Here is a 25,620-nt window from a genome sequence, read left to right as displayed (position 1 = left end):
GTCACGGTGGGAAGGCGGTCCGGCTGGTGAGGTCCGCCGGCGCTACCGGGCCGGCCCGACGGCGTACACGACGACGCCGAGGGCGGCGCAGAGACCGAGGGTGCGCATCGGTCCCCAGCCCCGGCCGAACATCACGGCGAGCGCGACCCCGGTGATCCCGAAGGCGACCGGGTCCCAGGTGGAGACGACCGGCACGTCGAGCCGCACCGGCCCCCTGTCGACCTCGTGCGCCCGGTCGAAGAGGTTGTGCAGCGCGAAGAACACCGCGAGGTTGGCGATGACGCCGACCACCGCGGCCGTGACGCCTGTCAGCGCGGCGCGGAGGTGCGGGTTGTGGCGGAGTCGCTCCACGTAGGGCGCTCCGAGGAGCACGAAGAGGAAGCAGGGCACGAAGGTCACCCAGGTCACGAGGAGCGACGCCAGGGCCGCGGCGACCCACGGGTCGAACGCGCCGGGGTGGCGGTAGGCGCCGACGAAGGCGACGAACTGCACCACCATGATGAGCGGCCCGGGCGTCGTCTCCGCGAGGGCGAGGCCACGCACCATCTCGCCCGGCGCGAGCCAGTGGTAGACGCTGACCGCCTGCTGGGCGACGTAGGACAGGACGGCGTAGGCGCCGCCGAACGTGACGACCGCGGCGCCGGAGAAGAACAGGCCCTGGTCGACGAAGACGTCGGTCGAGGAGACGAGCAGGGCGAAGGCGGCGACCGGGGCCATCCAGAGCACCGCCCCGACGACCAGGATCGTCAGCGAGCGGCGCTTCGACGGCAGCTCGTGGTGGAGCGTGTCGTCGCTGATCAGCGGCGGTGGGCCGGGGTCGGTCGCACCGTGCGCCTGGCCCGCGGAGATCCCCGGCATCCAGCGACCGAGCAGCCATCCCACCACCCCGGCGGCCAGCACCACCAGCGGGAAGGGCACGGAGAAGACGGTGAGGGCGAGGAACGCGGCGACCGCGATCGCGACCAGGGCCCGGTGGGCGAGGGCGCGCCGGGCGATGCGCTGGATGGCCGACACGACGATCGCGATGACGGCGGGTGCCACCCCGGCGAAGAGGGCGGAGACGAAGTCGGTCTCGCCGAAGCGCACGTAGACGGCCGAGAGCGCCATCAGCGCGACCACGCCCGGGAGCACGAAGAGGCCGCCCGCGATGAGGCCGCCGCGCGTCCCGTTGAGCAGCCAGCCGGTGTAGATCGCCAGCTGCTGCGCCTCCGGGCCGGGAAGCAGGGTGCAGAAGTTGAGGGCGTGCAGGAACCGCTGCTGACCGATCCAGCGCTTCTCGTCGACGAGCTTGTGCTGCATCACCGCGATCTGGCCCGCGGGTCCGCCGAAGGTCTGCAGCGAGATCGCGAACCAGGTCCGGGTCGCCTCCCGCAGCGGGATCAGGTCGTCGACGGCCGTCTCCTCCGGTCGTAGTCGGTGAGGAACGTGTGGATCTCGCGCCACGTCGTGTCCGGCGCCCTGGTCCCGGTCAGCACGCCGAGGTGGCCACCCGGCGCGACCGGGAGACGTACGTCGGGCGAGCCCGTCACGAGGCCGCCGACATGGTGTGCCGCAGCCTGGGGCACGAGCACGTCGCTGCTCCCGGCGACGTTCATCACCGGCACGGTGACCTTGGCGAGGTCGATGAGGTGCGTGGGTCCCTGGATGCGTCCGGTGGCGAGCTCGTTGCGCAGCGCCATCCGCTGGTAGACCTGCAGCGTGGCGCGGCCCGGGTAGGCGAGCATGTTGTTCATCACGATGTCGACGGCCTGGATCTGGCCGAGGAACTCCCGGTCCTCGCGGCGGTTCCAGAGGGTGCGCGGCTTCTTGAGGTACGTCGGCAGCGCGGTCGCCTTGAAGCCGATGCTTACCAGCGGCGCAGGCACCGACCCGGCCGCCTTGAGCGCCGTGCCGACGATGCGGCCGTCGGTCACCTTGCCGATCGCCCGGATCGGCCGCAGCGTGGGGATCTTGGAGGTGTCGAACGGGCTCGCCACCATCGCCACCGACCGGATCGGAAGGTCGTCGTAGATCGACGTCGTGGCCAGGGAGAGCAGGCCGCCCATGCACCAGCCCACGAGGTGCACGTCGCGCCCGCCGGCGTCCTCCGACACCTTGCGGATCGCCGGTGGGAGCACGTCGTTGACGAAGTGCTCGATGCCCACGAGCCGGTCCTCGCCCTTCAGCGGTCCGTAGTCGACGAGGTAGGTCGGTCGGCCCCTGCTCACGAAGTCCTCGGCCAGCGAGAGCCCCCGGCGCAGGTCGAAGCACGACGCCTGGGCACCGAGGGGCGGCACCAGCAGCACCGGCAGGCCCTTGGACCGCACGCCCGTCGCCTTGTCGTAGCGGTGCAGCTCGCGGGTGCGGCCCGTGTCGATGATCTCCGACGGGGTGCGCGTGGTGTCGGCGATGCCGCCCTTGACCAGGAAGTCCCACAGGTTGAGGACCGACTGGCGACGGATCGCCATCGGCCGCCGGGGGTCGAGCACTCTGGCCATCGGTCACCTCACGCGGGAGCGGCTGGGGTCGGGCGACATCCTGCCGCACCTGGCTAGGGTCGGGACCATGTTGAAGGCGATACCGGCAGGTGCGGGCGTGCTGGGGGAGCAGCTGCAGGTCGCCGTCGAGGAGCTGGCCGCGTGGATGCGGGAGTACGGCGACGTCGCGCCCCATCCCTCCCAGGACGTCGACCTCGGTGCGCTCGAGGCCGCCACCGCCGACCTGCGGAGCCGGTTGCGCGACAACTACCCCTTCCACCACCCGCGCTACGCGGGTCAGATGCTCAAGCCGCCCCATCCGGCCGCGATCATCGGCTACGTCACCGCGATGCTGGTCAATCCCAACAACCACGCGCTCGACGGCGGTCCGGCGACCGCTGCGATGGAGAAGGAGGTGGTCGCCCAGCTGGCGGCCATGTTCGGCTTCCCGCCCGCCCCGGGGCACCTCGGCCACCTGACCAGCAGCGGCACGATCGCCAACCTGGAGGCGCTGTTCGTCGCCCGCGAGACCCATCCCGGCAAGGCGATCGCGCACAGTGCCGACGCGCACTACACGCACGCCCGGATGGCCCACGTGCTCGGCATCGAGGCGGTCGCGGTACCCACCGGACCCGACGGGTCGATGTCGCTCGAGGCGCTGGCTGACCTGCTCGCCTCGGGACGCGTCGGCACGGTGGTCGCCACGACCGGGACGACCGGGCTCGGTGCGGTCGACCCGGTGCACGAGATCGTCCCGCTGGCGCGGGAGAACGGCGTGCGGGTGCACGTCGACGCGGCGTACGGCGGCTTCTTCCGGCTGATCGCCGACGACACCCCCGACGGGGTCGCCGCCGCGCCGTTCGCCGCGATCGCCGACGCCGACTCGGTGGTCATCGACCCCCACAAGCACGGGCTCCAGCCCTACGGCTGCGGGGCGGTGCTCTTCCGCGACCCCGGCGTGGCGGCGCACTACCTGCACGACTCGCCCTACACCTACTTCACCTCCGACGACCTGCACCTCGGCGAGATCTCGCTGGAGTGCTCACGCGCCGGCGCGGCCGCCGCTGCGCTCTGGCTGACCACGCGGCTGCTGCCGCTCACCTCCGACGGGCTGGGCGAGGTGCTCCGGCCCGGGCGCCGGGCCGCACTGGCGTGGGCGGGGCTGATCGAGGACTCCGGCGAGCTCGCGCTCTACCAGCCGCCGGCGCTCGACATCGTCACCTACCTGCCCGCCCGGGCGCGGCTGTCCGAGGTCGACGCGGTCAGCGCCGCGGTGCTGGCGCAGGGGATGGCGCTCCCGCTCGACGAGTCGCTGCACCTCGCGACCTACACCGTCGGCGGAGCGTCGCTCGCCGCGCGCGGCCACCGGGTCGAGGCCGACGTCGACGCGGGCCGGATCCTGCGGTCGGTGCTGATGAAGCCCGAGCACGAGGCCGCCGTACCGGACCTGCACGCGGCGGTGCTCGCGCTCCTCCGCGAGGTCTGACCGCCGGCCGGGCCCGTCACAGAGGGGCGAACCGCTCCCAGGCCCGGTGGTTGCGCATCAGCTGCTCGAGCTCGGCCAGCGTGTCCTCGCCCGCCTCGCCCCGCACCACGCCGGGCGCCGCCTCGGGGATGCCGGTCGCGAGCAGCGCGTCGGTGCCGGCGCCCCACGCGCCGATCGCCTTGGCGTGCCGGTAGCACTCCTCGAGCATCAGCCGCACCCGCGGGTCGAGCGGCGCGGTCGGCTCGTCGGCCTTGGCGTTGCGAACGGGCAGGGCGTCGGGAGCCGGTGCCGGGCAGCCGGCGAGGAGGAGGGCGTCGAACTCGATCGACCGGCTGGCGCCGAAGGTGCGCTGCACCGTCGTGCCGTCGGACAGCTTGCCGCCGTGCGGACCGATCACCAGGGCGACCATGTCGTGGTCTGCGATGGCCTCGACCAGGTCGCTGACGCCGTCGAGGTCCCCGTCGTCGGCGACGACGATACCCACGATCCGGCCGTCGATCGGCCACTCCTGCCCGAGCTGCGAGAGGGCGGGGCTCGGCTCGACCGCCGCGAGCGCACCCTCGGGCTCGGGTGCGGGCAGCCCCAGTCCGGTCGCGACCTCCTGGCAGAGCACCGGATCGATCTGTGCGAGCGCCTGCAGCTGGCGCTCCTTGATGGCCTGCTCGTAGCAGCGGGACAGCTCGAAGGTGTAGGCGAGCACGATGTGCTGCTGCTCGACCTCCGTCATGCTCAGCCAGAACTGCCTCGCCTGGCTGAAGTGGTCGGCGAAGGACGCCGGGGCCTCGCGTCCCTTCACCGACTCCGCCACTCGGACCGCGGCGTCGACGAAGGCGGCGTCGCGAGCACCGGAGGCGTGGAACGGGCAGCCTCCGTCGAGGGAGTTCGGGCGGTACGGCGCCACGCCCGCGTGCACCGCGTGCTGGTGGAAGCCGTCGCGGAGCATGTCGTTGACCGGCGCGTGGGGCCGGTTGATGGGGATCTGCGAGAAGTTCGGCCCGCCGAGCCGGGTGAGCTGCGTGTCGACGTACGAGAAGAGGCGTGCCTGGAGCAGCGGGTCGTTGGTGACGTCGATGCCGGGGACGAGGTTGCCGACGTGGAAGGCGACCTGCTCGGTCTCCGCGAAGTAGTTCGTGGGGTTGCGGGTCAGCGTGAGCAGACCGATCGGCTGGACCGGGGCGAGCTCCTCCGGCACCAGCTTGGTCGGGTCGAGCAGGTCGATGCCCTCGAAGGTCTGGTCGTCGGTGTCCTCGAAGACCTGCACGCCGAGCTCCCACTGCGGGTAGGCGCCGGACTCGATAGCGTCGGCGAGGTCGCGACGGTGGTAGTCGGGGTCCATGCCCCCGATCAGCTGGGCCTCTTCCCACGTGAGCGAGTGCACGCCGAGCTTGGGCTTCCAGTGGAACTTCACCAGCGACGTCTCGCCGGCCTGGTTGACGGTGCGGAAGGTGTGGACCCCGAAGCCCTCCATCGTCCGGTAGGAGCGGGGGATGCCGCGGTCCGACATGTTCCACAACGTGTGGTGCTGGGCCTCGGTGTGGAGGGAGACGAAGTCCCAGAACGTGTCGTGCGCGCTCTGCGCCTGGGGGATCTCGCGGTCGGGGTGCGGCTTGGCGGCGTGCACGACGTCGGGGAACTTGATGCCGTCCTGGATGAAGAAGACGGGGATGTTGTTGCCGACCAGGTCGAAGGTGCCCTCGTCGGTGTAGAACTTCGTGGCGAAGCCGCGCGTGTCGCGAACCGTGTCCGCCGAGCCGCGCGAGCCGAGCACGGTGGAGAAGCGGACGAACACGGGCGTCTCGACGCCGCGGCCGAGGAATCCCGAGCGGCAGATCGGCTTGGCGTTGCCGTAGCCGATGAACACGCCGTGCGCGCCTGCGCCGCGCGCGTGGACGACCCGCTCCGGGATCCGCTCGTGGTCGAAGTGGGTGATCTTCTCGCGCAGGTGGTGGTCCTGCAGCAGCGTCGGCCCGCGGTCCCCGGCCTTCAGCGAGTGGTCGGTGTCGCGCAGCCGCACGCCCTGCGACGTCGTGAGGAACCGGCCCTGCTGGGCCACGTCCTCGCGGGGCACGAGCGTCTCCGCCCCCGTGGCCGTACGACGGTCCGGGCCGGTCTGGTCGGGCTTCGGCGGCAGCGGGTCCACCGGCCTGGTCGGCTCGGTCGCCTTCGGGGGCTTGGGACCGGGCACCCCCGGGGCGGGCGGCTTGTCCGTGCCGGACACCGCCGCCAGGGCGCTCTCCGCCGCCTGCGTGACCGCCGAACGCACCGCCTTCTTGACCACCCGTGCTGCCTTGCCGCTGTCGACCATGAGTCCTCCCGAGAAGTAGTCCAGGGCGGGTACCCGCGGGCGTCCTCTTGATCCAGGCCCTTCGGTCAGCGCGTCAACCGGGTGCGGAGCGTCCCGACGCCGGGACCCTCGAGGTCTTCGAGGGCGGTAGCGCGGCCGGCCAGGGCCATCGCGAGCGCCTCGCTGCTCCCGGTCACCTCCTCGCCCGATCCCCACGACCAGTCCTGGTCGGTGGCGCGCAGGCTCAGGCCTGCCGAGCGGCGCTTCGGGGCGAGACCGGGCACCCCGGTCGGCAGCCAGTCGAGGACCATCCGCCAGTCGGCGAGGGGGACGTCGTCCGGGAGGCCGAGCGGGCGGGCGCAGTCGCGCAGGTGCAGGCAGCCGTCGGCCATCTGCCCCATCGGACCGACCCCCGGCGCGCGGAACGTGGTGTCGGCGTGGTCGCGGAGCACCGCGGTGAGCTCGGCAACCGGCCGCGTCGCCAGGTCGGCCGCGATCCGCGTGCTCGCGCGATCGAGCGACCCGCGCGCGCGGACCAGCTCACGGACGAACCTCCGGGCGCCCCCGGCGAACGGCATCACGAGGTGACCGAGCACCTCACGCACCGACCACGCGTCGCACAGGCTGTGCGTGGCCAGCTCGTCGGGCGTGCGTGCGTCGAAGAAGTCGGCCAGCATCCGGCGGTTCGCCGCCGTACGGGAGTGGACGTCCACCCGGCCATCGTAGGAACGTCCGGCCAGGACCGGCGGTCAGGCGCCGTCGTACGCCGCCTGGAGCTCGGCCACGTCGATCTTGCCCATCTTCAGCATCGCCTGGCAGACGCGCTGGTTGGCCTCGGTGGAGTAGTCGCCCGACAGCTCCTCGAGCTGGCGCGGGATGACCTGCCACGAGACGCCGTACCTGTCCTTGCACCATCCGCACGAGCCGGGCTCGCCGCCGTCGGCGGTGAGGACCTCCCAGTAGTGGTCGACCTCGTCCTGGCCGTCGACGCGGAGGTAGAAGGAGAACGCCTCGTCGGGATGGAACATCGGCCCGGCGTTGAGGCCGATCACCTCGTGCCCGGCCACCGTGAACTCGACGACGTCGGCCACCCTGCTGTCCGGCGCCGTGCGGGCCGTGGTCACCCGTCCGACGGACGAGCCGGGGATGTTCTCTGCGTAGAACCGGGCCGCCTCGACGGCCTTGTCGTTGCCGAACCACAGGTGTGTGCGTACCGATGCCATGACGTCTCCTCGGACCCGGGGACCCCCTGTCCGAGGGTCGTGTGCGAGTAGTGACCCCGGCGAGGGCGAGGAATCATCGCCCCTCGGGGGGCATCCTGTCCGCCAGGTGCGCGCGCAGCAGGATGCTGGCGAACACCACCAGGATCCCGAGCAGCACCGACAGCACGGCGATCCCGATGCCGAGGCCGAGCTGCGGGTGGGCGTAGCAGTCGAGGTCGGTCGTGCCCTCGGGGAAGTACTTGCCGTCGGGGCAGTCGGCGATCCGCTCCCGAGTCGCCAGCCAGATCCCGTCGGCCAGTCCGGCCGCCGCGAGCACGACGCCGAGCCAGGTGAACCACCAGACCGTGTCCTCGCGATCGGCCTGACCGATGCGCCGGGCCGGTCCGGACCCGTCAGGAGATTCCGACATGGGGCGACGCTACCCGGGGAAGCCGACGTGCACGTGGTCGCTGTGCGTGGCGTCGGAGAAGTACTGGCTGCCGCCGCCGTCGAGGTCCTCGGGGCCGCCGACCTGGTAGGCGCCGGTGCCCGCCGCGAGGCGCATCACGTCACGCACCCGGCCCATCGTCCCGGGGAAGACCACGAGACGGCCGTCGATCCGCCCGATGTCGTAGGCGCGCCCGTCGGGGTGGTCGCTGCGCCGGTCGGTGCCGAAGACGTCGACCGGGTGGGCCGAGATCAGCACGCTGACGCCGATGGTGTGCTGCCGCGCGATCGCCAGCATCGACCTGAGCACCGCATCGGCGACGTCTCCGGCAGCGACGTCCGCCCGCCCGGCCCAGGGCAGGGTGATCCGGTTGCTGTCGAGCACGCGTCGCGCCAACGGGCCCGGGTCCGGCAGGGCCGCGGGAGGGTGCGCCTCCCGGACGTCGTCGACCCGCCACCGGTCGCCCGGCCGGCTGATGAGGACGGAGTACGTCGCTCCGCCGCCGCTCGCGAAGTCGGCCTCGACCAGGATGTCGGCCCTCGGCGGCAGGTAGCCGAAGTACTGGGTGTAGGTCACCCGACGCACCCTCGGCAGTGCCTCGACCGCGCGTGCGGCCACCCGCTTCGCCTCGGCGTCGACCTCGGTGGACAGCGGGTGGTAGCGGGGAGGGCGCTGCGGCGGGTCCGTGGTCGCGGTGGGGTCTGGAGCGCTGGTGCCGGGCGCGCGGCTGCTCGATCGCTCGCCGGCCGTCGCCTCGGGTCGTGACGGGCCGGGCTCGGACGAGCAACCGGTCGCGAAGGCGAGCAGGGGGAGGACCGCCGCGCCGACCGCGCGTCGTACGACGACCTGCGAACCCATGCGCGGAGCGTAGGCCGCGGGGGTGGTCCCGGGACTCACCCGGAGAGCAGGCCGACGACGTGGGACCACGCCGCCGCGCCGATGCGACGGTCGGCCTCCTCCGTGCCGCCCCGGCGCATGGTGGTCCCGCCGGTCACCACGGCCTCCCCCGGGAGGATCGTGCGATGGCCCGCGTCGGCGTCGGTGACCACGAGGGTCTCCCTGCCGGCGTCGGCCCGTCGATGCCGGATCGACTCGGCCATCACGACGGAGGGCCACACCTGGTCGTCCCCACCGGCGACGACGACCACGGTCCCGATCTGCTCGACCGGGATCGCGGCCCGGGTGAGGTCGGCGGCGAAGCGCTCGCGGCTCGCTGCATAGAGGCCGACGTACGCCGGCACGTCGTTGTCCGGCGTCCATCCGTCGTCGTACGCGACGAACGGGAGCGGCTCGCCGCCCAGCGTCCAGTGCGACGTGACCGACCCGTCCGGTCGTACGCCGGCCCAGGTGACGTCGGACGGAGCGAAGCCGACCACCGCCGTCACCGCCGGGCACAGCGCGCCGACGTGCAGAGCGGCCTCGGCGCCGAACGACGTGCCGAGCACCACGACGCGGTCGCAGTCGCGCGCCAGGTCGTCGACGCGCGCGATGAACGTCTCCAGCGGCACGTCCCACGGGCCTGCGGGCTGGCCCGCACCGCCGAACCACCGGATCGACTCGGCGAGCGCGCCCTGCCTCGCGAGCAGCTCGGCGCGGGGGGAGTCCACGCGCCCGCTCGAGCCCGCGACGACCAGGGCGCCGACCCCTGTCGCGGCGTCCGGCACCCACCGCACGCCGTCGGGGCCCACGAGTCGACGTTGCTCCACGGGCTCGAGTCTGTCAGCCCGTCCGGGGGCTCGGCACGCCGAGGATCCGCGCGAACAGGTCGGCCAGCGCGGTCGCGTCGAGGAGATCGCCTCGGAGGGGGAGCCGCACCTCCGGCAGGTTCCAGCCCTCCACGCTGACGCGCGCGGTGCGCGCAACGTGGTCGACGTAGACCCAGTAGTCGATGCAGGGCACCCCACTCCACTGCTCGGCGCCGTACGCCTCGACGATGCCGCTGTCCGGGTAGCGCTCGGCGAACCTGCGCGGGTCGGCCTCCCACAACACGGCCCCTACCGTCCCGTCCTCCGCGTGCTGGACCTGACGCAGGAACCCGACATTCGCGGCGTCGAAGACCGGGTCGCACGCGGCGCACACGGCCTCCACCCAGGCCTGGTCGAGATCCGTCATGTCGCGCACGCCAGGCGAGGTGGGCGTCCTCGGCGCCAGGGGAGCGGCTCGGCGCCGTCCTTCGCAGGATCGATCGCAGGGGCCATCAGTCGTCCCCGATGTAGCCGGTCGCGGGATCGATCATCGAGAGGAACACCCGGATGTTCTCGACGTGCTGGTCGACGGTCCCCGCGGTCGGGCTCGAGCCGAACCCGTAGCCGGCGTTGGGGCCGCTGACCCAGTCGTAGTGGGTCCCGCCGTGCTCGTCGGTCCTCAGCTCGAAGGTCTCGCCGTCAACGTCCAGTCGCACGCGACGACCGTAGGCCCGAGGCCCGCCGGCCACCTAGGGAGAAAGCGCGACCGCGGTCAGATCGAACGCACCGCGCGGGCCGCGCTCGCGGTCGCGCCGCGGATGAGGCCGAGTCCCAGAGCAGCGTCGCCGATCGTGTGGACCTCGGTCTCCGGGAGCCGCTCGGAGATCTCCGTCGCGAGGGACGTGTCCGGCACGACGGTCCCGGCGAGCACGACCGCGTCGGCCGGCAGCAGCCGCGTCGTGCCGTGGACGGGCGTGTAGCGGACCCCGGCGGTCTCGATCGCCCCGACCGAGCAGCCCACGTGCACCGTGATGCCGAGCCGGTCGATCCGGTCGAAGTGCTCCGAGCGCCGTTTCGCGCCGAACTCCGGCGCGATCTCCGGACCCGGCTCCAGGATTGTGACCAGCGATCCACGGGCGGCCAGCACCTCGGCGTACTCCACCGCCGCCAGGCGGCCCCCCACCACGACCACCCGCCGACCCTCGGGGCGGGCGTCCGGGTCGAGTCCGCCCGTCACGTGCGGGAGGTCCGCGCCGGGGATCTGCGGCAGCACGAGGCGTCCGCCGGTCGCGACGACCACAGCGGTGGGGCGCGCGGCGGCGATCGCGTCGACGGTGGCCGGGACCCCCAGCACGACGGCGGCACCGGTTCGCGCCACCTCGGCCAGCAGCCAGTCGAGGTAGGGGCGGTTCTCCGGGTGCACGGCCGACGCCGCGACGAGAGCGCCGCCGAGCCGGTCGCTGCGCTCCATGAGTACGACGTCGTGGCCGGCCGCCGACGCGAGCCGGGCCGCCTCCAGGCCGGCCGGCCCGCCGCCCACGACGACGAGCCGGTGGGTGCGCCGGCCCGGCTCGAGCACCAGCTCGGTCTCATGGCCCGTCGCAGCGTTGACGGCGCACTCGGTGGCGAGCTTCTCCTCGAGGGTGTCGATGCAGTTCTCGCAGGAGATGCACTGCCGGACCCGGGCGGGCTCGCCGGCGGCGAGCTTGCGGGGCAGGTCCGGGTCGGCGAGGAGCGGGCGGCCGAGGGCGACGAAGTCCGCGCGACCGTCGGCGAGCACCGACTCGGCGAGCGCGGGGGAGTGCAACCGCCCCACCGCGATGACCGGGACGTCCACGACCTCCTTCACCGCGGCCGCTGCGCCCACGTTGAGGCCGTCGCCGCGGTCGGAGCCGTTGACCATCCCCGTGACCAGCCGGTCGATCACCCCGCCGCTGACGTGGAAGGCGTCGACGCCGGCCTCGACGAGGAGCGGCGCGATCGTGGCGGTGTCGTGGACCGGGCGGCCCGCGGCGACCCGCTCGTGACCTGAGATGCGCAGCGTGACCGGGAAGTCCGCGCCGACCTCCGACCGGATGGCGGCGAGCGCCTCGAGCACGACCCGGATCCGCCCCTCGACCGACGAGCCGCGGTAGCGGTCGCCGCGCCGGTTGCGCTGCGGTGCGAGGAAGGAGCCGAGGAACATGTAGCCGTGCGCGGCGTGGAGCTCCAGGCCGTCGTACCCGGCCTCGCGCACGCGGCCGGCCGCCGCACGCAGCTGGTCGAGGACGACCGCGATCTGCTCCTTCGTCGCCTCTGCCGAGGGCCGGCCGGTCAGGTAGGACGGGATGACCGAGGGGCCGAGCGAGGTCACCCCGTGCATCTCGGGGCCGAGGCCGTCGGGACCGGCGTGGACCAGCTGCGGCTGGATCCGCGCACCGTGCGCGTGCACCGCGTCGACGAGGCGGCGGTGCGCGGCGATCGCGTCGTCGGTGCCGATCTGCAGCCCGCCGGGCGTCTCTGGATGGAGCGGGTCCACGCCGGTGGCGCCGACGGTGACGAGGCCCGCGCCGCCGGCGGCGCGGGCGGCGAAGTAGGCGATCGTGCGCTCCGAGGGCAATCCGTCGGAGGTGCCGTACATGGTCTCCATCGGCGACATGACGATCCGGTTGCGGAGCTCCATCCGACCGATCCGACCCGGCGAGAGGAGGTGGTCGTACGACGGCGCATTCATAGAACCTGTTCTACTTCATGGCTAACCTGACCGCGTGGACTTCGCCATGGTGGCCGCCTACCAACCCGTCGAGCAGCTGGTCCCGCTTGCTCGGGCGGCGGAGGAGCACGGCTTCCGCGCCTTCAGCCTGGCCGATCACGTCGTCGACCTCGAGGAGGTCGCGACGCCGTACCCCTACACGTCCGACGGACGACGCCGCTGGGAGCCCGACGTCGACTGGCCCGACCCGTGGGTGACCGTCGGCGCGCTGGCCCAGGTGACGACGCGCCTGCAGTTCTTCACCTCCGTCTACGTCGCGGCGATGCGCAACCCGTTCGTGGTGGCCAAGGCGGTCGGCACCGCGGCGGCACTGTCCGGCGGCCGGGTCGCGCTCGGCGTCGGGGTCGGCTGGTGCCGCGAGGAGTTCGAGCTGCTCGAGCAGGAGTTCGGCACCCGCGGCCGGCGCACGGACGAGGGCCTCGCCCTGATGCGGGAGCTCTGGAAGCCCGGGTGGACCGAGTTCGACGGAGAGTTCTACCGGTGCGACCGGCTCGTCATGAAGCCGGAGCCCCCCGGACCGGTGCCGGTGTGGGTGGGTGGGCTGTCCGACATCGCCCTGCGGCGCGCGGCACGCCACGACGGCTGGGTCGGCGACATGGCCACGGTCGACGAGGCCGTCGAGGTCGCACGACGGCTGCGGACGTTCCGCGAGGAGCAGGGGAGGGGCGACGTGCCGTTCGAGGTCGCGCCCGCCCTCACGGACGCGCTCACCCCCGACGACTTCGCGCGGGCGTCGGAGGGCGGCGTCACGCTGTGCATGACGATGCCGTGGATGTACTACTGCCGCCCCGACGCGCCGCTCCAGGCCAAGCTCGAGGGCGTCGCCCGCTTCCGCGAGGACGTGATGGACCGGCTCTGAGCCCTACGCCGGGGACACGAGCCGGTGGCGCAGGTCCACCAGGTCGGCGACGGCGCGCACGAACCGCTGGGTGCTCTCGCCGATCCGTACGTCGCCGAAGTAGTGCCGCCGCATCGCCTCGCGTGCTGCGCGGCGGTCGTCGTGGGCCAGGCTGCCGGCGAGGATCCCGGCCAGGCCGGTGATCGACCGGAGATCCACGACGTCGGCGCACCGCGCGACCGGGACGTCGCGCAGCAGCGCCTCGCGGTCGGCGTGCCGGTCGGTCAGCACGATCGGCGCGTCGGTGCGCAGGTAGAGCCAGTCGAGCCCTACCGACGAGACGTCGGTGACGATCGCGTCGCACGCCTGCATCAGGGGCAGGATGTCGCCGTCGGTGACCACGACGTGCCCGGCCCCGGGGTCGGCCGCCGCCGCCTCGGCGACGCGCTGCACGATCGCCGCGTGATGGATCGCGATCGCCGGGGTCAGGCTGCTGACCACCTTCGGGTGCGGCTTGTAGACCAGGCGCACGGCGGGCAGGTCGAGCACGGCCTCGACGATGGCCGGACCGAGGAGGTCGACGGACGTGTAGTCGTTGTAGTCGGCGTCGCCCTCCCAGGTCGGGGCGTAGAGGACGGTGCGCCGATCGCTCGGCGGCAGCGGTGACGGCCCGATCAGGTCGAGCTGCGGCCGCCCGATCCGCACCAGCGAGGAGCCGTCGAACTCCAGCAGGTGCGCCAGGTGCCGCTGCACGGCGGCCTCGCCCGCGACGAACACCCGGTCGTAGGCCTTGGCGTTGTTGCTGACCATGCTCTGCTTGTCGCTCTCGCCGTGGTTGACGTGCACGTGCAGCATCCGGTGCTGGAGCAGCGCGTCGACGTTGGTGCGGGAGTTGTTGCAGTAGAGGACCACCGCCGGGTCGAGGGTCTCGAAGGCCTTGGCGAGGTCGTCGAAGCCCGGGGCGTGGACGACCGACAGCGAGGTGCGGTCGCTCAGCAGCCGGGCCACCTCGGCGTTCCGCACGACCAGGCGGGTGCGGAGCTCGCGGTCGAGCACCTCGAGGACCGGCAGCCACTGCACGAGCTGGTAGACGCGGGTCGGGTCCTCCCCGAAGTAGGCGACGACGTCGGTCTGCTGCTGCACCCGCGCAGGTTAAGCCGTCCCAGCCTCAGTGGCGGAACTCCCGCATCCGCCGCAGGTAGCCGCGCAGCCGGCGAGCGGGCACGCCGCGCGGCCAGTCGTCCGCCCGGAACCAGGCGTCCGACCCGCCGTCGACGAACACCACGCTGCCGCACAGGAAGTCCGCGGACTCCGAGAGCATGAAGACGACCCAGTCCGCGAGGTGCGAGGGGTCCCCGAAGCCGCCGATCGGCACGGGGAAGCGCTTGATCTGCTTGGCCTCGGCCGGCGTCGCGAGCTGCTTCTCCAGCAACGGCGTGAGCACGGCGCCCGGCGCGATCGCGTTGAGCCGGATCCCGGCGCCGGCCCACTCGGGGAGGACCGCGGTGCGTCGTACCCACCGGCTGATCGCGATCTTGCTCGCCGCGTAGGCGAAGGTCGGCGCCTGCTTGCCGAAGATCCGCAGCGTGCCGACCGCCTTGTCGACGTCGCCGGCGAGGAAGCCGCGCACCGCTCGTCCGGGCACCATCGGGACCGTCGTGCTCGAGTTGCTGGAGAAGACGACCGCCTTCGCGTTGCCGGCGGCGGCCAGGGCCGGGCGCCAGGCATCGAGGAGCTCGGTGACGCCGAAGAAGTTGACCTCGGCGATGAGCCGGGTCCTGCCGGAGGCGGGTCCGAGGCCCGCGGCCATCACCGCACCGTCGAGCCTGCCGTCGCAGCGCTCGAGCACCTCGGTGGCGGCCCTCCGGCGGCCGGCGGGAGTGGAGAGGTCGGCCATGACGGTCGCGTCGACGATGTCGACGTCGATCACGCTGTGGCCGGCGGCGGCCAGCTTCTCGGCGACCGCGCGGCCCATTCCCGAGGCGGCGCCGGTCACGACGTAGGTGCTCACGGGCGGAGCCTAGTAGAACGTGTTCCAGTTCGCCCCGTTAACGACTGGCCGTGGTCGGCGCCCCCTGGGATGATCGGCGGGTGCCGTCGTCCAGCCAGTGGCTCGCCTTCCTCCTCGCCTCGATCCTCTTCATCCAGGTGCCGGGACCGAGCCTGCTCTTCACGATCGGCCGCGCGCTGACCGTCGGCCGGCGCGACGCGCTGCTCTCGGTGCTCGGCAACGGCCTGGGCCTGATGATCCAGATCGTCCTGGTGGCGGTGGGCCTCGGGGCCGTCGTCGCCGCGTCGGCGGAGGCCTACCTGGTCATCAAGCTCGTCGGCGCCGCCTACGTCGTCTACCTCGGCGTGCAGGCGATCCGCCACCGGGGCGACGCCCGGCTGGCCATGGACGCCGCGGCCGACGCCCCACCCCGACGCTCGACGGCCCTGCAGTCCGTCCGCACGGGCGTCATCGTCGGCACCACCAACCCGAAGACCATCGTGTTCTTCGTGGCCTTCCTGCCGCAGTTCACCAACGGCTCCTCGGGCAGCCCGGGGGCGGCGATCGCGGTGCTCGGGGTCGTCTTCGGCGCGATGGCGGTCATGTCCGACAGCATCTGGGCCCTCGCCGCGAGCCGGGCGCGCGACTGGTTCTCGCGGCGTCCCCAGCGCCTCGACCGGCTGGGTGTGGCGGGCGGCCTGATGATGATCGGGCTCGGTGCGACCCTGGTGGCGACGGAATAGCGCGGGTTGTTGCTAGGGTGTGCACGTCGCGAGACGTGCGGGTCCTCTGAGTGACCGCGCTCGCGCCATGACCGCCGGCCGCCCCGGTCGGCGCCTGAGGGTAGGGACTTTCCGTGGCTCGAGGAGGCCAGCGTCGCCCCGCGCAGCAGCGTCGAGGTGGCCAGAGCAAGACCGTCCGTCGTGACGAGACGGGCATCATCCCCGTCCTCGCGCGGGTGGTGCGCGAGGTCGAGTCCGCGGTGGCGCGGCGCTCGGCGATGCCCGACGTACGCACCAAGTTCCAGGTGGTCGCCCTCCTGGCCCGCGAGGAGCGCACCCGGGTCAAGGCCGACGAGACGCTCTCGGACGGCAAGCGGTCGGAGGAGCTCAAGCGGCTCGACGGGATCGCGACGATCCTCGCCCAGACGGCGGCGCGCGACCCGCGGCTCTTCGAGCTGCTCGCCGAGGACGCCGAGATCTCCGACTCCGCCGTCGAGCTGAAGCGCGAGCTGCAGCGACGGGGCGGCTACGACGTCCCCGACCCGGAGCCCGAGCCGGCCATCGACCCCGACCAGGCGCTGGCCGAGCGGCGCGCGATCCCGCAGTCGGTGATCGCGCGGCAGCTGGCCAACCCGTTCCTCGTCCCCGACTTCGACGCGGCCGTCCAGGTGCGCAAGCCGACCGGACGCCTGTCGACGTGGGAGCTGCTCGGCCCGCTCTTCCGCTCCTTCGAGGACACCACGCCCGGTGCGCCCGTCTGCATGGAGCTGCCCGACGAGCCCGGCATGGTCATGCTGCCTCCGGGCCGCGAGCTCATGAAGCACCAGGCGCAGCTGGTCGAGGCGGCGGCCGAGGGCCACCGCACCTTCCTGCTCGCCGACGAGCCCGGCCTCGGCAAGACGGCGCAGGCGTTGCTCGCCGCGCAGACGGCGGAGGCCTACCCGCTCATCGTCACCGTGCCCAACGTCGTCAAGACCAACTGGGCCCGCGAGGTCGACCTCTGGACGCCGAGCCGCCGGGCGACGGTCCTCCACGGCGACGCGATGGACGTCGACGGCTTCGCCGACGTCTTCATCGTCAACTACGAGATCCTCGACCGGCACCTCGGCTGGCTCGGCCAGCACGGCTTCCGCGGGATGATCGTCGACGAGGCGCACTACATCAAGAACAAGACCTCGCAGCGCTCGCAGAACGTCCTCGAGCTCGCCGAGCGGATCCGCAAGCGGGTGCCGCGGCCCCTGCTGATGGCGCTGACCGGCACCCCGCTGATCAACGACATCGAGGACTTCCGCGCGATCTGGCAGTTCCTCGGCTGGATCGACGACAAGAAGCCGCTCGGCGAGCTGATGGCCGACCTCGACGACACCGGCCTGACCCCTGCCGACCGGTCGTTCTACCCGGCGGCCCGGCAGATCGTGGTCGACATGGGCGTCGTACGCCGCCGCAAGGTCGACGTCGCCGCCGACATCCCGGCCCGGCGGATCGCCGACGTGCCGGTCGAGCTCGAGGGCGAGGCCGGCCGCTCCATCCGCAAGGCGGAGGAGGACCTCGCCCGCAGGCTGGTGGAGCGCTACGACCGCGCCAGGGAGACGCGTCGCAACCAGACGTTCACCGAGGGCATCGACCACGACCTGGTCCGCCAGGTCGCGACGTGGGAGCGCGAGGACATCTCGACGGACTCGGGGGAGAACGTCTTCGGCATGCTGCGCCGGATCGGGCAGGCCAAGGCCGGCCTGGCCGCCGACTACGCCGCCCAGCTCGCCCGCAACGCGGGCAAGGTCGTCTTCTTCGCCAAGCACATCGACGTGATGGACACCGCCGAGGAGACGTTCGCGGCGCGCGGCATCCCGTCGGTGTCGATCCGGGGCGACCAGTCGAAGTCGGCCCGCGAGAAGGCGATCGACTCGTTCACCAACGACCCCGAGGTCCAGATCATCGTCTGCTCGCTCACCGCGGCCGGTGTCGGCATCAACCTGCAGGTGGCCTCCAACCTGGTGCTCGCGGAGCTGTCCTGGACCGACGCCGAGCAGACCCAGGCGATCGACCGGGTGCACCGCATCGGACAGACCGAGCCGGTCACGGCCTGGCGCGTCATCGCGACCCAGACGATCGACACCCGGGTGGCCGAGCTCATCGGCAGCAAGGCGGGGCTCGCCGCGCGGGCGCTCGACGCCGAGGTGCAGGAGGGCGACGGCGGCTTCGACCTGCAGCTCGAGGCGCTGGTCGGCCTGCTGACCGCCGCCCTGGAGAAGCGCGAGAACGCTGCCGCGTTCTGACGCGGTGGTGCACACTGTCCGCCATGCCGTGGACCCGTGCCGGGGGGCTCGATGACGAGCACCGCGCCCGCCTGAGCGCCGCCGGCGTCGACCCCGACGTGCTGGCGTCGACCGCGCTGCGGCGGGTCGACGCACCGCTCCCGGGCTGGTGGCACGAGGGCGGCAACGCCCTCTACCTCGGTGACGACGTCGACGACGTCGACCTGCCGGAGAAGCTCGTCGCCACGATGTCCTACTACCCGTTCTCCGACGTCGTCCTCGTGGTCGCCAGCCCGACCAACAACGTCGCCTCGCTCCTGATCGGGGGCGACGGGGCCACCGTGTTCCTGGGTCCGCGCAGTGCGTTCACCGGCAGCGAGATCTACTGCGGCGCGCACTCGACGGTCGTGCTGACCGCCGACGTCACCGCGACCCGCTGTGCGATCGTCGACGCCCGCAACGGTGGGTCGGTGATCGCCGAGCCGGGCCAGCTGTGGGCGGCCAACGTCTACATCGCGACCGACGACATGCACCGCCTGGAGGACGCGGAGACGGGCGCACGCATCAACCCCTACGGCGCCCACATCCGGCTCGGTCGGCATGTCTGGCTCGGCCGTGACGCGATCATCACCGGTCACTGCGAGGTCGGTGACGGTGTCGTCGTGGGCAGCCGCGCGATGGTGCGGGGTCAGAAGGTCCCTCCACGCACGGCCGTCGCCGGCTGCCCGGCGCGGGTGATCCGCGAGGGCGTCACGTGGAGCCCGGACGACACGCCCTGACCGTTGCCGCGCCGGCCGAGCCGCGCGTCAGGCCGGGTCGCTGCCCGCGCGGGTGTGCGCCCGGTCGAAGGCGTCGTTGAGGCGCCCGAGGTCGGCGATGACCCCGGCCGCGGCGCCGGGGCCGAGGTCGGCCAGCGCCTCCCGCATCACCGCGGCGCGCAGCTCCGCGTCGTGCCGGTAGCCCGTCTCGCCGGCCGGCGTCGCCTGCACGTGGCGCGCCGCCTGCCCCGGCGCGTCGACCCGCTCGGCGAGGCCGCGGTCGATGGCGGCGTTGACCTGCCGGTTGATGGTCGACTGCTCGAGCTGGAGGTGCTCGGCGATCTCCTTGAGCGTCATCGGCCCGGTCTCGACCAGCAGCCAGAGGATCTTGAACGCGGAGTTGTCCAGCACCGCGTCGGCGTACGTCGTCATCCGCCGACGGTTCAGCCGGATCAGCTCGTCCCCCAGGGCGCGCAGGAGCGCGTCGTCGATCGGCTCGGGGGAGGTCACACGGGTGAGGATAGTGCTCGGGTTTTCGTTGTTGAAGTCAAGCATATGTAACATGCACACGTGTCGAACCCGGATGAGGCCGTCGAGGTCGCCCGCAACCCCCTGGTCGCCGTCGCCGCACTCTGCTTCGGCGGCCTGGCTGCTGCCACCACGCAGACGATGGTCATCCCGATCCAGAGCGAGCTGCCGCAGCTGCTCCACGCCGATGCCGCCGACACGGCGTGGGTCGTCACCGTGACCCTGCTCGTCGCCGCGATCTCGATGCCGGTCTCCGGTCGGCTCGCCGACATGGTGGGCAAGCAGCGGGTGCTCGTGGTGAGCGCCGCGACGCTGGTGGTGGGCTCCGTTGTCTGTGCGCTGTCGAGCACGCTGCTGCCGATGTTGGTCGGGCGCGCGCTGCAGGGCGTGGCGATGGGCTTCATCCCGGTCGCGATCTCGCTGATCCGGGAGATCGTGCCTCCGAAGATGGCAGCGACCTCGGTCGCTGCGATGAGCGCGACCCTCGGCGTCGGCGGGGCGATCGGGCTGCCGCTCGCCGCGTGGATCGCCGACAGTGGGCACTGGCACCTTCTCTTCTGGGTCGCCGCCGGGCTGGCCACGATCCTCGTGGTGGCGGTCGAGGCCGTCGTGCCGCACGTCCATGACGCTCACCGGGGCCGTCTCGACGTCGTCGGCGCCCTCGGCCTGGCGCTCGGCTTGGTCAGCTTCCTCGTCGGCGTCTCGAAGGCGAGCGCGTGGGGCTGGGGTGACGCCCGCACCCTGGGGGCGATCGCCGCCGGCGTCGTCGTGCTGCTGGCCTGGGGCGCCTACGAGCTGCGGGTGAGCGAGCCGATGGTCGACCTGCGGACCTCCGCACAGCGACCCGTGCTGCTCACCAACATCGCCGCGATGGCGATCGGCTTCGGCATGATGGCGCAGTCGATCGTGGTGCCGCAGCTGCTGCAGGCGCCGGTGAGCACCGGCTACGGGCTCGGCCAGACGGTGCTGCAGGCGGGCCTGTGGATGGCGCCGGGCGGCCTGATGATGATGCTGCTCTCGCCCGTCTCGGGCGCGTTGATCGGTCGCGTCGGCGCGAAGCTGACCCTCATCGCCGGTGCGATCGTGCTCGGCGCGGGCTACCTGGTCGCCCTCTTCCTGATGGGCGCCGCCTGGCAGCTGATGGTCGCCGCATGCATCGCGTCGGCCGGTGTCGGCATCGGCTACGCCGCGATGCCCACGCTCATCCTCGACGCCGCCCCGCCGCGGGAGGCCGGCGCCGCGGTCGGGCTCAACGCACTCATGCGCTCCGTCGGCACCACGATCGCGGCCGCGGTCATGGCGACGGTGCTCACCAGCGACACCAAGGTCCTCGGCGGGATCGCGCTGCCGACCCAGCACGCCTTCCAGCTGTGCTTCGTGATCGGTGCCGCGGCAGCGTTCCTCGGGGTCGCGATCGCGGCCACGATCCCGCGCCGCCAGGACGACGAGGTCTCAGCCGACCTTCCGCGCGAGGGTCACGGCGAAGCTGTCGCTGGGATCGCGCCACATGTGGCCGATCTCGAGCCCCACCGCTCCTAGCTCGTCGCGCAGCCGCTCCTCGGTGAACTTCGTGGAGATCTCCACGCGGATCTCCTCGCCGGACGCGAGATCGAGCTCCAGGTCGGCGCCCGGGATGGTGACGTGCTGGGGCATCTCGGTGCGCAGGCGCAGGTCCATGCGCTGCATCCGGCGGTCCCAGAACGGCACGTAGGAGTAGGCGTCGAGGTCGAAGTCGGCGCCGAGCTCGCGGTTGAGCACGCGCAGGCTGTTCTTCACGAACGCCTCGGTCACGCCCTCGGCGTCGTCGTAGGCCGAGATCAGCCGGTCGGCGTCCTTGACCAGGTCGGTGCCGAGCAGCAGCTCGTCGCCGGCGTCCATCGAGTCGGCCAGCGCGCCGAGGAAGGCGCCGCGCTCCTCGACGTAGAGGTTGCCGATCGTGCCGCCCAGGAAGGCGATGAGCTTGTGCCGGTAGCGGGTGAGGTGGCCGAGGTGGAGGGTGAAGTCGCCGACCACGGCCTCGACGTCGGTGTCGGGGTAGCGGGTGGCCAGCATGGCGGCGGCGTCGCGCAGGGTCTCCTCCGAGACGTCCACCGGCACGAACCTGTCCAGCCGGCCCGCGTCGGCGAACGCGTCGAGCAGCAGCCGGGTCTTGTCGCTCGTGCCAGACCCGAGCTCGACCAGGGTGGTCGCTCCCGAGGTCGCCGCGATCTCCGCGGCGTGGTCGCGCAGGATCGTGCGCTCGCACTCCGTGGGGTAGTACTCCTCCAGCCGGGTGATCCGGTCGAAGAGCCGCGAGCCCTCGTCGTCGTAGAGCCACTTGGGTGGCAGGGTGCGCGGCACGGACCCGAGCCCGCGCCGGACGTCCTGGACCAGGCCCGACGCGGCCCAGTTGGCGGCGAGGAGCACGTCGACCTTGGGCTGGTTCATGCGCGGGCTCCTGTGCTCGTGGGCTCGTCGTCGGCCAGCCGCACGCCGCTCAGGGCCCAGCGCGACTGGTGGGGGAAGAAGTTGCGGTAGGAGGCGCGCGCGTGACCGGCGGGGGTCAACGCGCAGCCGCCCTTGAGGACCATCTGGTTGGACATGAACTTGCCGTTGTACTCGCCGATCGCCCCTGCGGGCGGGTGGAATCCGGGGTAGGGGTGGTAGGCCGAGGAGGTCCACTCCCAGCAGTCGCCGAACATCTGCCGCAAGCCACCGGGGGCCGACCCTGCGGCAGGTGCGGCCTCGGGGTGCCAGCTCGTCGTGTTGGCGAGGTTGCCCTCGACCGGCAGGGAGCGGGCGGCGTGCTCCCACTCGGCCTCGCTCGGCAGCCGCTTCCCGGCCCAGGCGGCGTAGGCCTCCGCCTCGTAGAAGCTCACGTGGGAGACGGGCAGCCCGGGGTCGACCGGCCAGGTGCCGTGCAGCGTGTGCTCGAACCAGGTGCCGTCGACCTCGGTCCAGTAGAACGGCGCCGACCAGCCCTCGGTCTGCACCTTCGCCCAGCCGTCGGAGAGCCAGTGCTCGTGGCGGCGGTAGCCGCCGTCGGCCATGAAGTCGAGCCACTCGCCGTTGGTCACCAGCCGGTCGGCGATCCGGAACGGGCGCAGCCACTGCTCGTGGCGGGGCAGCTCGTTGTCGAAGCAGAAGTCGCCGTCGCGCGTCCTCTCGTGGCCGATCTCGACGAGCCCGCCGTCGACCTCGACCCAGCCGAGCCGGTCGGGGGTCGAGGCGGCCGTGGGGGAGCCGGCGTAGGCCGGCTGCAGCGGGTTGCGCGAGAGCACGTGCTTGATGTCCATCAGCAGCAGCTCCTGGTGCTGCTGCTCGTGGTGGAAGCCGAGCTCGATCGTGCCCGCCAGCTTGGACAGCGTGCCCTCGTCGAGGCGGGCCAGCAGGTCGCGCACGCGGTCGTCAACGTTGGACCGGTAGGTGCCGACGTCATGAGCACCCGGTCGGCTGATGAAGCCGCGGTCGGCGCGGCTGTAGCGCGGTCCGACGGCCTCGTAGTAGGAGTTGAAGAGGAACCAGTACTTGTCCTGGAAGGGCGTGAAGTCCGGTTCGTTGTCCGCGAGCAGGAAGGTCTCGAAGAACCACGTGACGTGGGCGCGGTGCCACTTGGTCGGTGACACGTCGGGCATCGACTGGACCGTCTGGTCCTCGGGGGAGAGCGGCGCGGCCAGCGTCTCGGTGTAGGCCCGCACCTCGTCGTACCTGTCCTGCAACGTGGTGGGGTCCCAGCCAAGCCCCTGTCGGATCGTGCTGGTCATGCGCGTACCTCGCTGTCGTCGGTCCGGCCTTCAGGTACCCACCAACGTAGGAGGCACCACCGACAAGCAAAGGGGAGCGGTGGTGAACAAGGAGTAGCCGGGAGGGAATATACCCCTATGGGGTATCGTTCGAGCCGGCATGGACACCCACGGAGACCACCACGACCACCACGCCGGGTCGACCCGCACCCTGGCGCTCGCCGCGACGCTGCACTGCCTCACCGGCTGCGCGATCGGCGAGATCCTGGGCCTGGTGATCGGTACGGCGGCGGGGCTGGCCAACGGCTGGACCGTCGCGATCTCGATCGCGCTGGCGTTCACCTTCGGCTACGCGCTCTCGACCCTGCCGGTGCTCAAGGCCGGCACCGGACTGGCCGCGGCGCTCGGCGTCGTGCTCGCCGCGGACACCCTGTCGATCGCGACCATGGAGGTGGTCGACAACGCGGTGGTCCTCGTCATCCCCGGCGCGATGGACGCCGGCCTGGTCAACCCGACCTTCTGGGTCTCGCTGGTGCTCGCGCTGGCAGTCGCGTTCCTCGCGGCCTACCCGGTCAACGCCTGGTTGCTGGCCCGCGGCAAGGGGCACGCGCTGACCCACGGCTACCACGGGGCAGCGGTCGCGACCGGCTGGCGCCGTCTGCTGCCCTCGATCGCGACCTCGACCCTGGTGGTCGGGCTCCTCGCCTTCGTGCTCGGGGGACTGCTGGTGTCGATCGCCGCGTGAGGCCGCTCAGGCCGGCAGGCCGTCGTCGTCGGTGTGCAGCGACTGGGTGTTGAACTTGACCTGCCATGCGGTCACGGAGCCGTCGGACCGCTGCACGAGCACGGCGCCGTCCTGCCAGGTCCCGTCGTCGTCCTGGTGAGACCCGGGCGGGTCGCCCTGGTTCATGTGCACGTTGTGCACGCCGAGACCCGACGTGTACGGCTCGCCCAGGACGTAGATGCGGGTGGCCGTCGGGAACAGGGCCTCGAGCACGTCGAGCGCGTTGTCGCCGTTGCTGCTGACCCACGGGAAGGAGCGCCATCGCCACTGCCAGAGCCAGCGCATCCAGCCGATGGTGCGGTCGAGCAGGGTGGGTCCCCACGGCTCCGCGCGACGTCGGGCGCTGATGGCCCCGATCCACCAGCGCAGCCGTCGGACCACCCAGCCGTCCTGGAGCACGGGGCTGCGCACGTAGTCGAGGGCGCCGGAGGTGCTGGTCCGCACGAGCGGCGAGTAGCCGTCGGGAAGCGCCGCGAGCAGCGGGATGTCGTGGGTCGTCAGGTCGGCGACGACGCGATAGCTCACCCCCACGCCGCTCGGGGTGTCGACGTCGAGGGCCGCCTCGTACTGACCGGCGGGCGTGTCGATGCGGAGCTTGCCGTGGTACCAGGTCCCGTAGTCGGTCGGGTTCTCGCGCGCGAAGGACGCGAAGGTGCCGATGGCGACGCCGTATCCGTGGCTGAGTGGCATGACCCACCTCCTGCTTCTGGATCGAGGAGCGCCGGTCCACCTCCCTTGATACATCTGCGTCGTCGCTCGTCGCTAGCCTGACCCGGTGACCACCATCGCAGTGGCCGGCGGCACGGGCGTGCTGGGGCGCCAGGTCGTCGACGCCGTACGACGCCGTGACCTCTCCGCTGTCGTCATCGCCCGTTCCCTTGGTATCGACCTCGTCACCGGCGACGGCCTCGACGACGCGCTTGCCGGCGTGGACGCCGTGGTCGACGTCTCCAACGTGGTCGCGCTCCGGGCGAAGCCGGCCATCGCGTTCTTCGAGGCTGCGGGCGGCAACCTGCTCTCCGCGGGGGAACGCGCCGGCGTCCGCCACCACGTCGTCGTCTCGATCGTCGGCTGCGACCGGGTCGACATGGGCTACTACTACGGCAAGCGCCGCCAGGAGGAGCTGGTGCGGGGCGGTCCGGTGCCGTGGACGATCGTGCGCGCCACGCAGTTCCACGACTTCGCCGGGCAGCTCCTCGAGCGCTCGCCGGGGCCGGTCAAGCTCGTCCCGGACATGCTGAGCCAGCCGGTCTCGGCCCGTCAGCTCGCGGAGCACGTCGTGGACGTGGCGCTGGGGGCACCCGCCGGGCTCGCTCCCGACGTCGGCGGCCCCGAGCAGCACCGGATGCCCGACCTCGCCCGGCGCCTCGTCGCGCACCGCGGTGACCGCACCAAGGTGGTCTCCCTGCCGGTGCCCGGGAAGGCCGGCCGCCAGATCAAGGGCGGCGGGCTGCTGACGGGTGAGGGTGCGGTGATCCTGCCCGAGACGTACGGCGCCTGGCTGGCGACCCAGTAGGGCCCTCGTCGCCGCGGTGGGTTTCGTTCGCCGGTGGGGCGAGCTGGCATTCAAGTCATCCGACGCATTGCTGTTGCATTTGGGATCGAACACGTGTACGATTGGGGTATCAACTCGGGGGAAGGTCGGATCGGTGGTCGCAGAGCTCGTCCAGCAGCCGCACCCGATCACCTCCTGCGCCCAGCAGGCGATCG

General features: G+C 72.3%; 25 protein-coding genes. 8 read left to right on the top strand and 17 right to left on the bottom strand.

The genetic code is table 11. The annotated features are described in order from the left end of the window. Nucleotides 1-42 precede the first annotated feature (42 nt). Together chrA and ACAX67_RS09930 are read right to left on the bottom strand one after the other, a co-directional pair. Nucleotides 43-1,443 (bottom strand): chromate efflux transporter, encoded by a 1,401-nt coding sequence (gene chrA, locus ACAX67_RS09935; RefSeq protein WP_370703686.1) that lies wholly within the window; start codon nucleotides 1,441-1,443, stop codon nucleotides 43-45. Further along, nucleotides 1,380-2,477, bottom strand: coding sequence for an alpha/beta fold hydrolase (locus ACAX67_RS09930; RefSeq protein ID WP_370703685.1), 1,098 nt, complete (start codon nucleotides 2,475-2,477; stop codon nucleotides 1,380-1,382). Before ACAX67_RS09930 ends, chrA begins: the two co-directional genes overlap by 64 nt. Before the next feature lie 67 nt (nucleotides 2,478-2,544). Here ACAX67_RS09930 and ACAX67_RS09925 point away from each other — a divergent pair, with 67 nt between their 5' ends. Continuing rightward, entirely contained in the window at nucleotides 2,545-3,942 is a 1,398-nt protein-coding gene (locus tag ACAX67_RS09925; protein WP_370703684.1) for a pyridoxal phosphate-dependent decarboxylase family protein, read from the top strand. Nucleotides 3,943-3,958: 16 nt separating this feature from the next. Here ACAX67_RS09925 and ACAX67_RS09920 read toward each other — a convergent pair whose 3' ends face one another. The 9 genes from ACAX67_RS09920 to ACAX67_RS09880 all read right to left on the bottom strand — a co-directional run bounded on the left by ACAX67_RS09920 (nucleotide 3,959) and on the right by ACAX67_RS09880 (nucleotide 12,274). After that, a complete protein-coding gene (locus ACAX67_RS09920; protein ID WP_370703683.1) occupies nucleotides 3,959-6,247 on the bottom strand; it encodes a catalase in 2,289 nt (762 codons plus the stop codon). Nucleotides 6,248-6,312: 65 nt separating this feature from the next. After that, entirely contained in the window at nucleotides 6,313-6,939 is a 627-nt protein-coding gene (locus ACAX67_RS09915; protein ID WP_370703682.1) for a maleylpyruvate isomerase family mycothiol-dependent enzyme, read from the bottom strand. A gap of 36 nt (nucleotides 6,940-6,975) precedes the next feature. Further along, nucleotides 6,976-7,449, bottom strand: coding sequence for a VOC family protein (locus ACAX67_RS09910; protein WP_370703681.1), 474 nt, complete (start codon nucleotides 7,447-7,449; stop codon nucleotides 6,976-6,978). Nucleotides 7,450-7,522: 73 nt separating this feature from the next. Continuing rightward, on the bottom strand, nucleotides 7,523-7,858 hold the full coding sequence (locus ACAX67_RS09905; protein WP_370703680.1) for a hypothetical protein: 336 nt from the start codon (nucleotides 7,856-7,858) through the stop codon (nucleotides 7,523-7,525). A 9-nt stretch (nucleotides 7,859-7,867) separates the two neighbouring features. Further along, the gene (locus ACAX67_RS09900; protein ID WP_370703679.1) at nucleotides 7,868-8,734 is read right to left on the bottom strand and encodes a hypothetical protein; all 867 of its coding nucleotides are present in this window, start codon (nucleotides 8,732-8,734) and stop codon (nucleotides 7,868-7,870) included. 35 nt (nucleotides 8,735-8,769) lie between these two features. Continuing rightward, a complete protein-coding gene (locus ACAX67_RS09895; RefSeq protein WP_370703678.1) occupies nucleotides 8,770-9,582 on the bottom strand; it encodes an acyl-CoA thioester hydrolase/BAAT C-terminal domain-containing protein in 813 nt (270 codons plus the stop codon). A gap of 13 nt (nucleotides 9,583-9,595) precedes the next feature. Further along, nucleotides 9,596-9,988, bottom strand: coding sequence for a hypothetical protein (locus ACAX67_RS09890; RefSeq protein ID WP_370703677.1), 393 nt, complete (start codon nucleotides 9,986-9,988; stop codon nucleotides 9,596-9,598). 85 nt (nucleotides 9,989-10,073) lie between these two features. Then, complete coding sequence (locus ACAX67_RS09885) at nucleotides 10,074-10,277, bottom strand: hypothetical protein (RefSeq protein ID WP_370703676.1); 204 nt, start codon at nucleotides 10,275-10,277, stop codon at nucleotides 10,074-10,076. A gap of 56 nt (nucleotides 10,278-10,333) precedes the next feature. Continuing rightward, nucleotides 10,334-12,274, bottom strand: a complete 1,941-nt coding sequence (locus ACAX67_RS09880) for an oxidoreductase (protein ID WP_370703675.1) — start codon at nucleotides 12,272-12,274, stop codon at nucleotides 10,334-10,336. Between the two features lie 34 nt (nucleotides 12,275-12,308). Here ACAX67_RS09880 and ACAX67_RS09875 point away from each other — a divergent pair, with 34 nt between their 5' ends. Next, the gene (locus tag ACAX67_RS09875; protein ID WP_370703674.1) at nucleotides 12,309-13,172 is read left to right on the top strand and encodes a TIGR03619 family F420-dependent LLM class oxidoreductase; all 864 of its coding nucleotides are present in this window, start codon (nucleotides 12,309-12,311) and stop codon (nucleotides 13,170-13,172) included. Between the two features lie 3 nt (nucleotides 13,173-13,175). Here the strand turns inward: ACAX67_RS09875 and ACAX67_RS09870 are convergent, their stop codons facing one another. Both ACAX67_RS09870 and ACAX67_RS09865 read right to left on the bottom strand, forming a co-directional pair. After that, nucleotides 13,176-14,294, bottom strand: coding sequence for a CDP-glycerol glycerophosphotransferase family protein (locus ACAX67_RS09870; protein WP_370703673.1), 1,119 nt, complete (start codon nucleotides 14,292-14,294; stop codon nucleotides 13,176-13,178). Nucleotides 14,295-14,319: 25 nt separating this feature from the next. After that, complete coding sequence (locus ACAX67_RS09865; protein ID WP_370703672.1) at nucleotides 14,320-15,162, bottom strand: SDR family oxidoreductase; 843 nt, start codon at nucleotides 15,160-15,162, stop codon at nucleotides 14,320-14,322. A gap of 80 nt (nucleotides 15,163-15,242) precedes the next feature. Between ACAX67_RS09865 and ACAX67_RS09860 the strand changes: the two genes are divergently transcribed. The 3 genes from ACAX67_RS09860 (at nucleotide 15,243) to ACAX67_RS09850 (ending at nucleotide 18,897) form a co-directional block, all read left to right on the top strand. Then, nucleotides 15,243-15,884, top strand: a complete 642-nt coding sequence (locus ACAX67_RS09860) for a LysE family translocator (protein ID WP_370703671.1) — start codon at nucleotides 15,243-15,245, stop codon at nucleotides 15,882-15,884. Nucleotides 15,885-15,997: 113 nt separating this feature from the next. Then, complete coding sequence (locus ACAX67_RS09855) at nucleotides 15,998-18,139, top strand: DEAD/DEAH box helicase (RefSeq protein WP_370703670.1); 2,142 nt, start codon at nucleotides 15,998-16,000, stop codon at nucleotides 18,137-18,139. Between the two features lie 23 nt (nucleotides 18,140-18,162). After that, nucleotides 18,163-18,897, top strand: coding sequence for an acyltransferase (locus tag ACAX67_RS09850; RefSeq protein WP_370703669.1), 735 nt, complete (start codon nucleotides 18,163-18,165; stop codon nucleotides 18,895-18,897). 27 nt (nucleotides 18,898-18,924) lie between these two features. Here ACAX67_RS09850 and ACAX67_RS09845 read toward each other — a convergent pair whose 3' ends face one another. Beyond that, entirely contained in the window at nucleotides 18,925-19,386 is a 462-nt protein-coding gene (locus tag ACAX67_RS09845; protein ID WP_370703668.1) for a MarR family winged helix-turn-helix transcriptional regulator, read from the bottom strand. Between the two features lie 60 nt (nucleotides 19,387-19,446). On the opposite strand from ACAX67_RS09845, the gene ACAX67_RS09840 reads away from it, so the two are divergent. After that, nucleotides 19,447-20,943, top strand: a complete 1,497-nt coding sequence (locus ACAX67_RS09840; RefSeq protein WP_370703667.1) for an MFS transporter — start codon at nucleotides 19,447-19,449, stop codon at nucleotides 20,941-20,943. Here the strand turns inward: ACAX67_RS09840 and egtD are convergent. Together egtD and egtB are read right to left on the bottom strand one after the other, a co-directional pair. Then, complete coding sequence (gene egtD, locus ACAX67_RS09835; RefSeq protein WP_370703666.1) at nucleotides 20,857-21,831, bottom strand: L-histidine N(alpha)-methyltransferase; 975 nt, start codon at nucleotides 21,829-21,831, stop codon at nucleotides 20,857-20,859. The genes ACAX67_RS09840 and egtD overlap by 87 nt on opposite strands. Next, nucleotides 21,828-23,147 (bottom strand): ergothioneine biosynthesis protein EgtB, encoded by a 1,320-nt coding sequence (egtB, locus tag ACAX67_RS09830; RefSeq protein WP_370703665.1) that lies wholly within the window; start codon nucleotides 23,145-23,147, stop codon nucleotides 21,828-21,830. Before egtB ends, egtD begins: the two co-directional genes overlap by 4 nt. A gap of 139 nt (nucleotides 23,148-23,286) precedes the next feature. Between egtB and ACAX67_RS09825 the strand changes: the two genes are divergently transcribed. Continuing rightward, the gene (locus ACAX67_RS09825) at nucleotides 23,287-23,871 is read left to right on the top strand and encodes a DUF4396 domain-containing protein (protein WP_370703664.1); all 585 of its coding nucleotides are present in this window, start codon (nucleotides 23,287-23,289) and stop codon (nucleotides 23,869-23,871) included. A gap of 6 nt (nucleotides 23,872-23,877) precedes the next feature. Here ACAX67_RS09825 and ACAX67_RS09820 read toward each other — a convergent pair whose 3' ends face one another. Then, nucleotides 23,878-24,600 (bottom strand): DUF2278 family protein, encoded by a 723-nt coding sequence (locus ACAX67_RS09820; RefSeq protein ID WP_370703663.1) that lies wholly within the window; start codon nucleotides 24,598-24,600, stop codon nucleotides 23,878-23,880. An 85-nt stretch (nucleotides 24,601-24,685) separates the two neighbouring features. Here ACAX67_RS09820 and ACAX67_RS09815 point away from each other — a divergent pair, with 85 nt between their 5' ends. After that, nucleotides 24,686-25,426: an SDR family oxidoreductase gene (locus ACAX67_RS09815; protein WP_370703662.1), complete on the top strand. Its 741-nt coding sequence runs from the start codon at nucleotides 24,686-24,688 to the stop codon at nucleotides 25,424-25,426. Nucleotides 25,427-25,620 lie beyond the last annotated feature (194 nt).

It is taken from the genome of Nocardioides candidus (assembly GCF_041321175.1).
In the GTDB taxonomy this organism is placed as follows: domain Bacteria; phylum Actinomycetota; class Actinomycetes; order Propionibacteriales; family Nocardioidaceae; genus Nocardioides.
This window is presented reverse-complemented; position numbering and strand designations above follow the sequence as displayed.

Excerpts from the sequence above, each read along its gene's own strand:
- ACAX67_RS09930 (WP_370703685.1), bottom strand. The coding sequence starts at position 2,477 with ATGGCCAGAGTGCTCGACCCCCGGCGGCCGATGGCGATCCGTCGCCAG.
- ACAX67_RS09925 (WP_370703684.1), top strand. The coding sequence starts at position 2,545 with ATGTTGAAGGCGATACCGGCAGGTGCGGGCGTGCTGGGGGAGCAGCTG.
- ACAX67_RS09920 (WP_370703683.1), bottom strand. The coding sequence starts at position 6,247 with ATGGTCGACAGCGGCAAGGCAGCACGGGTGGTCAAGAAGGCGGTGCGT.
- ACAX67_RS09910 (WP_370703681.1), bottom strand. The coding sequence starts at position 7,449 with ATGGCATCGGTACGCACACACCTGTGGTTCGGCAACGACAAGGCCGTC.
- ACAX67_RS09905 (WP_370703680.1), bottom strand. The coding sequence starts at position 7,858 with ATGTCGGAATCTCCTGACGGGTCCGGACCGGCCCGGCGCATCGGTCAG.
- ACAX67_RS09900 (WP_370703679.1), bottom strand. The coding sequence starts at position 8,734 with ATGGGTTCGCAGGTCGTCGTACGACGCGCGGTCGGCGCGGCGGTCCTC.
- ACAX67_RS09890 (WP_370703677.1), bottom strand. The coding sequence starts at position 9,988 with ATGACGGATCTCGACCAGGCCTGGGTGGAGGCCGTGTGCGCCGCGTGC.
- ACAX67_RS09880 (WP_370703675.1), bottom strand. The coding sequence starts at position 12,274 with ATGAATGCGCCGTCGTACGACCACCTCCTCTCGCCGGGTCGGATCGGT.
- ACAX67_RS09850 (WP_370703669.1), top strand. The coding sequence starts at position 18,163 with ATGCCGTGGACCCGTGCCGGGGGGCTCGATGACGAGCACCGCGCCCGC.
- egtD (WP_370703666.1), bottom strand. The coding sequence starts at position 21,831 with ATGAACCAGCCCAAGGTCGACGTGCTCCTCGCCGCCAACTGGGCCGCG.
- egtB (WP_370703665.1), bottom strand. The coding sequence starts at position 23,147 with ATGACCAGCACGATCCGACAGGGGCTTGGCTGGGACCCCACCACGTTG.
- ACAX67_RS09825 (WP_370703664.1), top strand. The coding sequence starts at position 23,287 with ATGGACACCCACGGAGACCACCACGACCACCACGCCGGGTCGACCCGC.
- ACAX67_RS09820 (WP_370703663.1), bottom strand. The coding sequence starts at position 24,600 with ATGCCACTCAGCCACGGATACGGCGTCGCCATCGGCACCTTCGCGTCC.